This window comes from Xenorhabdus sp. NBAII XenSa04, from assembly GCF_963866145.1.
GTDB lineage: Bacteria > Pseudomonadota > Gammaproteobacteria > Enterobacterales > Enterobacteriaceae > Xenorhabdus > Xenorhabdus indica.
The window spans coordinates 13,653-14,829 of record NZ_CAWMEB010000085.1; the positions used below are offsets into that span (position 1 = coordinate 13,653).

At 40.2% G+C, this 1,177-nt stretch carries 1 protein-coding gene and 1 pseudogene; one reads left to right on the top strand and one right to left on the bottom strand.

Going from position 1 to position 1,177, the window contains the following annotated elements; translation table 11 throughout:
* Positions 1 to 78: 78 nt before the first annotated feature.
* A pseudogene (locus tag AAC147_RS04540) lies at positions 79 to 491 on the top strand (conjugative transfer ATPase); the annotation flags it as partial.
* Positions 492 to 681: 190 nt separating this feature from the next.
* Here AAC147_RS04540 and AAC147_RS04545 read toward each other — a convergent pair.
* The coding region (locus AAC147_RS04545; protein WP_047685809.1) for a GAD-like domain-containing protein at positions 682 to 1,177 on the bottom strand (496 nt) is incomplete at its 5' end.

Here is a 1,177-nt window from a genome sequence, read left to right on the forward strand (position 1 = left end):
TCCAGTGAACCCCATGAGCAGGCGGAGAAACTGTATGACTTCTACGTCAAGTATCTCCGAGTGAAAGAAAAGACCTCTGCGAACCTTGGGGCCTGGCTGTGGCTGGCCACGCAAAACCTTGCCGATTACCCGGATGCCGCTGAAAAGATGTTGAATATGGCGGAATGGTGGCTGTGTCTTACCATGCCCCCGGATGAGGTGGAACAAATCGCCCGGTTCAAAAAACTGAATGAAGAACAAAAAGCCGTGTTGCTCTCTGCCAGTAAACTCCCCCGTTGTTATACCGAAGGCGTGGTGCTGGCGAAAAAATTGAAGCGTTATTCCTGGTCGTGCCACCAAGCCTGTATCTGGCACTGGGGATGACAGAAAAAGAAGAAAAAACCGAGCGATGGGCGTTAATGCGGGAGCATCAGTGCAGTGAATTGGAAGCAGCAGTGTTAGTTGCCAGAAAAATGGATGTTGCACGGGGATTACGGACTGATTCTGCATGAATGCTAGCAGTGATCACTGACAAAATATCTCGCCAGCCAGTTGATATAAAAAATCTGCAAGTGACATCAGATTTCCTCTTTTCTCTAATATAAATAATAAGATAAGTGGCTATTTATACAGCCACTTTAATTAACAGATAAATATCAGGGAAATAGGAAGTATGAAAAAGCATATAGGAAATCAAATTTCCTAAATGTCTGGATCGGCTAATTGGCGAAGAATTTCGAGATGAATATGCATATCTAATTTACTGACATTTTCAAGTTTTATTTCGCCACCTAAAATAATGGCAGGTTCAAAACCAAATATTTCGTGCTCACCTAAGGAGCCATGTTTTTCTACAGCTTTGGAAAAAATACCTGTTTTTTCGCCGCCTTTTAAATCAAAATCATCAGGTGATTTTATTCCAAAGAAAGAGGCTATTTCTTGGTCCAGTTTTTTCTTTTCTTTCTTGCATGCTCTTTTTTTAGAGTAATTGATAGAGTTAAAAATACAAGATATTGTTAAATTAATTCCAGTTTGTTCACCGCAAAGATAAAGTTTACCAAAACCACTTCTGGCAATAACATGGTAAGAATCCATAGATTCAAATGGGGTATCTTCTAACCACATATCAACGATATCTTCATAGTCATCAGGGTTTACAATGCTAAATAATCCATCTCTATACCAATCTAACTTGAAG